This window comes from Methanobrevibacter sp., assembly GCF_045541095.1.
Classification (GTDB): Archaea; Methanobacteriota; Methanobacteria; order Methanobacteriales; family Methanobacteriaceae; genus Methanocatella.
The window spans coordinates 1-6,953 of record NZ_JAZQIJ010000016.1; the positions used below are offsets into that span (position 1 = coordinate 1).

Consider the following 6,953-nt stretch of genomic DNA (forward strand, 5'->3'; position numbering starts at 1 on the left):
TTTTAAATGCTTTATGCAAATCATCACGTGCCTGTTGAAGGCTAGTGGACTCTGTTTCATCCAGATATGGTAATTCATTTTTAGTTTCTTTTAAGAAGTGATTTAATTCTTTTTTAGTTGGAATTTTAGTAGAATCCTCACCATATTTGATTTTATATTTATTTAAAAGTTCATTATAGGTTTTACGAGCACAACCATAGTTTTTTTTAAATTCAACTTCTTGTTCAGGAGTTAAATGAAGTTTAACAACTAATCCTCGAATATATTCACTCAAATAAATCTCCATCCCCCAAATTTTACATTTTTTTTAAGACATACAAAATAGTGTTATTTTTTAAAACTACAATCAAATTACATTAATTGCATAGTATACCATTTGGTAATTACTCCTATATAAAAAAAGAGGGAGAGCATTTGAGAAGTAATCGAATAACGAACTGAGAACAATTTTTTAAACCCAAGACAATTTTCACAACTCAAAGCAAATATTATAATCCCTCACAAAAAAAAGAGAGTATACTGAACAAAAAAATTCATATGTCTAAAATAGTTTCCAAATATATTAAATAAAAATAAACGCAATAAAATTAATTAAAAAAAATAGTACACACAACAGTGCAATTCATCCACGACCTAAAAGAGGTCATGGTATTCTTGCATTATTAAGATAAAAATAAGTATTTTTAACATGATTAGGAAGAATTTCCATCTTTTGAAATGATTAACTTATATATAACTTAGGTAATAATTATTATACTGTGATACAATGAACATCAAAAGTATAATCGGAAAAAGCGTTATAGATAAAAGAGCTGAAAAAATAGGAAAAATAGAAGACATGGATTTGAATACAAAAACCGGTCAAATCAACAGCATATTAATTGATTTAAAAACCAATATACGCAGTCAGGGAAAAATAATAGTAGAATATGAACATGTAACCGCAATAGGAGAATACATATTCATAGACATAGAAGTAGAATAGGAATGTTATTCCCTTAAAATAACAGTTATTTTGCAACAACAGTCACATTGCCCTCATAGCTACATCCTGCATATTTTCCGTCACCTGCAAATGTAAAGTTTCCGTAGTAGTTTTCATCACTGCCAGGAACATAATCTGCATTTTCAATCGTGAATTCTCCATTTTCATCAGTTACAGCATCAACAAGAGTTCCTAACTCCCCACCTGGCTTGTGAAAGGTAACAGTCTTATTTGCAACCCCATAACTATAGGCATCCATCAGAATTCCTGAAAATGAACCTCCTTCAGCAACTTCAGTTTCATTAACAATGATAAAAGTAGCTACATTATTGTTAAACTGAAACCAGAATACCCCCATGCAGATTACAAAAGCAATTAGCAAAATTATCAGATAATAACTTTTTCTTTCCATATTAATAGTTGTATAAGAAATAAAATAAAGTTTACCATTTCAAAAATATCTTTGATTATTGAATTTCCAAAATGGCTTCACGGACCTTGTCAACTGCAATCTGCTTTTTGGCCGGAAATGCAGCAACCTTAATTTTCAGATGAATTGCATCACCCTTATCAAGAATTGTCCATTTTTCATCGAGAGCGTCAGCTTTGTCAAATCTTAAAAACCAGTTTCCTTTCTCATCCATCTTACGCTCTAAATCATCATTTAATTTATCTAAATCTGTCCACTGCAGGAGTGTGTTAAAAAAAGTCTTTGTGTATCTTTTTTTAGATACTGTACCGGATAAAATTATAATCTTATCTTCAAGTAATCCTTCAGCCTCTTCTGCTTCAATTTCGGCATCGGGAAGAATATTTAAAATAGCTTGTGAAATATCATCAATGCTTTCATTTTCATATACGAAAGCTCTAAATTTAATATTATGAATCATTTTAATCAAAAAAGGAATGAAGAAAAATTAGATTTTTCTTCTTCTAGCTTGTTCTGAGCCTTTTCCTTTAGATTTGATTCCACGTCCTTTGTTACCAGCACTAGTTAAGCCTCTAAGAGCTCTGTTAGTGTGTTTTTTGGAGCAAATCCAATTGATTTTTTTATCGTTAATGATAGAAGGACTGTTTGGATCAACTAAAATTACTTCGTAATATTTATATCTTCCGTCAGACCATACCCAGTAGGAGTTTAATACTTCTAAGTTAGGGTATTTTTTAGCTACACGTTCTTCAGCAATTCTTTGAATTGATTTTGCTTGGGTAATTTTGTTTACACCCATTCTTTTAGGTTTACGACCATTGAAGTGACGAGTTTTCCTTCTTCCACCACGTCTTACTCTGGCTCTTACTACAACGAAACCTTTTTTAGCTCTGTAACCTAAACTTCTAGCTCTGTCGAGTCTGGTAGGTCTGTCAATTCTTTGAACTGCTCCTTGCTTGTTCCATTTAGGAGCTCTTTGCCACATGAGTTCACGTACGTAGGACTCATCTGGGTTTTTCCATGCGTCTCTAATATATTTATACATAAATAACACCTTTTGTTCAGCCACTAGGGCCACATCCATATGGGAACTTATCCCAAAAAAAGTATTTTATACTGTCAAAAAAATAACAGTAATAAAATATTTGTTTTACCCATTTATAAAGATATCGATAATCAGCATTATTTTCGATTATTTGACAGTTATTCTAATCTTTTTGGTTATTGCCTTGTAGTTGGAACTGCCTGCATATTTTACATATGCTGTGAACTTGCCCTTTTTGGTGAGTTTGGTAATCTTGAAAATTGCCTTTCCTTTGGAGTTTGTAGTTGCCTTATAGGTTTTGCCTTTGACCTTAAGAGTGATTTTAATCTTTTTCATGACCTTATTTTTGTTGTTTTTCAAGATGACGGAGTATTTTTTGGTTTTGGTTTTAACCTTGAATGATACGCTTTTTGCAGTGAATTTTGGAGTAGCTTTTTTTACAACTATCTTTGCGGTGCCTGAGGATGCAATATATGTGCCGTCACCTATAAAGCTGAATTTGGCAGAATACTGTTTGGCAGCAAGATTTACTGTCAGTTTAACCTGACCGTTTGAATTAGTAATCCTATTGTAAACCTTGTTATTCAAGGCAATTGCAACATTTTGTTTTGCCAAAGGATTGTTTGCACCATCCTTAAGAGTTATGATGAGATTGGCGCTGCTGCCATAAATCACATTGACATTGGATGCTGTCAATCGGGTCGGAGCTCTCTCGACAGTTATGTTAACATTATCAGAAGATGACAAATGGCCTCCGTCACCGGCAAAGAACATTTCTGCAGAGTAATTTCCAACAGGCAGTGTGATTTTCAGTACTGCCTGACCTTCATCGTTTGTGGTTGCAGTGTGATTTGAACCGTTTAAGCTAACTAAAATATCTTTTCTGTTAAGGAGATTGCCTTCACTGTCTTTTAATGTCATGATTAGATTATGGCCTGAATTATAGCATGTATTTAGATTTTCAGCCAAAATAGCTGTTTTAAAACCTACATTAAACTGGAAAGTATTGGAATATATTACTCCATCAGGTTTTCCTTCATTGTATTTGAGTGAAATTGTGTGATAACCGGTAGGGCAATTAGAGAGATCCTTAGTGAATTCACCGTTTTCCATAGAGTATTTTTCATAGTCATTTCCGTCCAATGACACATAGATTTGAGCGGATGAATTTTTTGAAAGCCTGAATGTTATGTTTTGCCCAGATCCCTTTTCGATTTCCGGCAGAATATCTACAGTAACATTTTCCGAGTTTTCAACTACGTTAACATATTCAATCAAATGATACTCCCCACCGGAAGTTTCAAATTCCAGATAAAAGATGCTCAAACCTGGAACATCCCTTGACAGACTAACTGATGAACTTCCATTAACCAGTTCATTTGAATCCAAAAGTTCTCCCTTCTGGCCATTGTTATAGTCATATACGTTAAATACGCCCTTGACCCACTCGTTTGTGCAAACTGAGACTTTGAAGTTTTCACCGACACTTACAAAATCGGGAACTGATACTGTGGTTGGTGATAAATTACCTAACATCTCACTTTCATCATATCCGATTATTTTACTGTCTCTTCTGACCTGTGAACCTGCCCAGACAAAAACCTCGCTGAAATTTTTTTCCAAAGCTTCATCCATTGCTTCACCTATCAGTTTCCAATATTTATCGGCATTGCTAGGATCCTGAACAAAACCTCCGAAGTAATGCAGGCGGTCTTCGCTGAATCCCAGTTCAAGTCCTATAACATATGCCTCACTGTGGTGCGGACTTTCAAATATTACCCAATCATAATCCTCAATTTGAAGTATGTCAAGCTTTGATGGAGAATATGCATCTTTTATAAAATTGACATCACTCATCATTTCAGAAACCCTGTCTGTGTCGGTTACACTTGGAGGGAAAAAGAGAGCAATGTATAAACCGTCAGCATATCTGTCACTTTTAACGACTTCTCGAAGGGCATCACTGTAGCGCACCAGCTGCTGGTTGAGCCATCCGACAGCTTCAGCGCCATATTCCTCAGTGCGTACATCATCATACACTGGCAGCTCACTTTCATGTTCGGCCAGATATTTTGCTTTAGTGGCATTGTCATAAAAGAAAGGAGTCTGTTTTTGCTGACTGTTTTCACTCCACCACCACCATGTCTCGCCCATCTGCAAAATTGGTGTGAACCCATTGCCAGCAATAATATCAAGGCATGCCTGACTTACATTTTGCATATATCGGATGGCATCTTCATTGCATGGGCTTAAAAGAAATGTTGACGGAGCCCATCCGGTCATGGCAAAATTACCTTCTGAGTCCATTTGCCTCCAGCTTTGAGGACACTGGAGATTTTCCATTGAGACACTGATTACAAGATTGTCAACGCCGTTTCTTTTAAGTTCGCGTGAATAGCAGTCAAGCCATGATTTGAATGCTGCATTAAGAGGAATATCCTTATTTAAAACCATCTTTTCTGTTCTGTTATGGTTAAATCCCATATCTGCTATTACATCACCAATATTTCCACTTTTTTCATAAAAATAAGATGAACCAATATAGAAATCAACCCAGTCGACATATCCCAGTTTTCTCATTTCCTTGGCTATTCTGAAGGGATTTAAATTATAAATATCGTCATATCCTTCACAAATCCTGTACTGGTGAGGTTTTAAAGGCAGCTGTTCATTGGCTATAAATCCGTTTACAGCAGTTATATTGGATATTCTGCAGGAAAAGTCTGTATTATCAGTGATTGTGTATTTATTGTGGTCTTCCACAAAATTGGTTGGAAGCAAAGACAACATGACATATTTCAAATCAGACGTATCCAATATAGTGTTTTCACTGACTGTAACAGGCTGGCCGTTTTTGTCAATATATGAATCGCCGGCAAACAGTGTAATGTTAGTGAAATCCAATGTAACATGACTATTGTCAACAAATCGGCTCATTGGAAGATAATATGTCTCACCGCCATTTGATGCAATAATGATATTGACTGCACCGCTTGAAAAATCCATACACCCTTCCATTTCATAGTCAAAATCTAATATTACATCAGAATAATCACATCTGGAACCGTAGCTGATATATGGATGTTGAATCGGATCCTGTGAATTCCAATATATGCCTACAATATCATTTTGGGTACGGAATGTTCCAACAACTGTAAAATCAGAAAGGGACCTGCTGGTGATAGCGGCACTTGATTCAAAATTGTTGCTTAAAGTCCATCCGTCTGCCCGGAATAAATAGTATTTATTGTCATAGGATATTCCATTACTGTTTTCAGTGTTTTTTAAATCCATTTTATTTACATCCTGTGTACTGTTTTCATCTGCAGTCATGTCCAAATTATTTTCTTCTGTTAGTAAAATATCAGGTTGAGTAGAATTATCCGATGCACTTGCTGCACCCAATGTCAGAATAGCAATGAAAATAAAAATGATTGAAAATTTATAAAATTTCAAAATAACCCCACACCCAAATAATAACTGATAATATTTATTGAAATATTACATTATTAAATTAACTAAAAATTTGGGGCAAATTTAGCATTTAATTAAATGCAAGAAATTAATGTTTGAAAAAATCAATGCCCGTTAATTATAACCTATCAGACAAAAAAATAGCTTAAAAATTATCAAGAATTAAATTTATATTCATTATCAAATAGATTAAAACATATGAAAATGCCAGAGGAACTAGATTCAAGACTGCTTGCACCATGTGGGATAAACTGCATAAGCTGTGAAAAATACCAAAATCCTTGTGGAGGATGTTTGATAAGCGATGACGGGAAAAACAAAGCTAGCTTGAAGTGTAAAATCAAGACCTGTTTTGACAAGAAGAATTTCAGCTACTGCGGTCGCTGCAGTGAGTTTCCATGCCCCCAAATTAAAAAGCACTCAAAAAAATACGTTAAAAGGCATGATTTAAACACTTTGGACAGTGCCAAAAGAATCAAAACAACAGGAATCGGCCGCATGATGACACAGGATAAAGAAAAGTGGACCTGTCCAGAATGTGGAGGGGTTGTAAAATTCCAGACAAAAGCATGCAGTGAATGCGGATTCAAAATTGATTGAACCTACCGGCTTAAAGAAGCCGGAGAATTCTTTCACAATAACGTTAAAACAAATATTTGATTAATAATTTTAACAAATACTCTAATCCTCATTGATTTAAAAATAGCTTACTTTAACATTAACATGTTTAATAGAAAAAAATCCCAATAAAAATGACAATGATGAATTAGGTAGACAGATACATTCAATTCAACAAAAGTAATGACCGCAAATATTAATGATCCGCAACTAATTTTACATTGCTGATTTTAAAATCTCCAACCAGCAAAGCAATATTTCCTGCAAACAGGACCAGCATTACTAACAAGTACCCCCCAATCAAATCCATTATTTCAACCCATATCATTTATCTAATTAAATATTGCTCAACATGAATATATAAACATATAGTAATGAATTATTTAAAAATAAAATAATAA

General features: G+C 34.3%; 7 protein-coding genes. 2 read left to right on the forward strand and 5 right to left on the reverse strand.

Annotated features, from left to right (window positions below; all coding sequences use genetic code 11):
• A partial coding sequence (locus tag ACKI2P_RS00730; RefSeq protein WP_407374282.1) for a helix-turn-helix domain-containing protein occupies positions 1–274 on the reverse strand: 274 nt, incomplete at its 3' end.
• Between the two features lie 492 nt (positions 275–766).
• Here ACKI2P_RS00730 and ACKI2P_RS00735 point away from each other — a divergent pair.
• Positions 767–985: a PRC-barrel domain-containing protein gene (locus ACKI2P_RS00735; protein ID WP_407374284.1), complete on the forward strand. Its 219-nt coding sequence runs from the start codon at positions 767–769 to the stop codon at positions 983–985.
• A gap of 25 nt (positions 986–1,010) precedes the next feature.
• Here the strand turns inward: ACKI2P_RS00735 and ACKI2P_RS00740 are convergent, their stop codons facing one another.
• The 4 genes from ACKI2P_RS00740 to ACKI2P_RS00755 all read right to left on the reverse strand — a co-directional run bounded on the left by ACKI2P_RS00740 (position 1,011) and on the right by ACKI2P_RS00755 (position 5,916).
• The gene (locus tag ACKI2P_RS00740) at positions 1,011–1,397 is read right to left on the reverse strand and encodes a hypothetical protein (RefSeq protein WP_407374286.1); all 387 of its coding nucleotides are present in this window, start codon (positions 1,395–1,397) and stop codon (positions 1,011–1,013) included.
• Positions 1,398–1,452: 55 nt separating this feature from the next.
• Entirely contained in the window at positions 1,453–1,875 is a 423-nt protein-coding gene (locus ACKI2P_RS00745; RefSeq protein WP_407374288.1) for an RNA-binding protein, read from the reverse strand.
• 27 nt (positions 1,876–1,902) lie between these two features.
• Positions 1,903–2,460 carry a 50S ribosomal protein L15e gene (locus ACKI2P_RS00750; RefSeq protein WP_407374290.1) on the reverse strand — a complete coding sequence of 186 codons (558 nt, stop codon included), beginning with the start codon at positions 2,458–2,460 and terminating at the stop codon, positions 1,903–1,905.
• A gap of 147 nt (positions 2,461–2,607) precedes the next feature.
• Positions 2,608–5,916 (reverse strand): hypothetical protein, encoded by a 3,309-nt coding sequence (locus ACKI2P_RS00755; protein ID WP_407374292.1) that lies wholly within the window; start codon positions 5,914–5,916, stop codon positions 2,608–2,610.
• A gap of 216 nt (positions 5,917–6,132) precedes the next feature.
• Here ACKI2P_RS00755 and ACKI2P_RS00760 point away from each other — a divergent pair, with 216 nt between their 5' ends.
• Complete coding sequence (locus tag ACKI2P_RS00760; RefSeq protein WP_407374294.1) at positions 6,133–6,534, forward strand: DUF3795 domain-containing protein; 402 nt, start codon at positions 6,133–6,135, stop codon at positions 6,532–6,534.
• The last annotated feature ends 419 nt before the right edge of the window (positions 6,535–6,953 follow it).

What these genes read in the sequence shown, in the direction of transcription:
- ACKI2P_RS00760 (WP_407374294.1), top strand. Translation starts at nt 6,133, where the DNA reads ATGAAAATGCCAGAGGAACTAGATTCAAGACTGCTTGCACCATGTGGG.
- ACKI2P_RS00735 (WP_407374284.1), top strand. Translation starts at nt 767, where the DNA reads ATGAACATCAAAAGTATAATCGGAAAAAGCGTTATAGATAAAAGAGCT.
- ACKI2P_RS00745 (WP_407374288.1), bottom strand. Translation starts at nt 1,875, where the DNA reads ATGATTCATAATATTAAATTTAGAGCTTTCGTATATGAAAATGAAAGC.
- ACKI2P_RS00750 (WP_407374290.1), bottom strand. Translation starts at nt 2,460, where the DNA reads ATGTATAAATATATTAGAGACGCATGGAAAAACCCAGATGAGTCCTAC.
- ACKI2P_RS00740 (WP_407374286.1), bottom strand. Translation starts at nt 1,397, where the DNA reads ATGGAAAGAAAAAGTTATTATCTGATAATTTTGCTAATTGCTTTTGTA.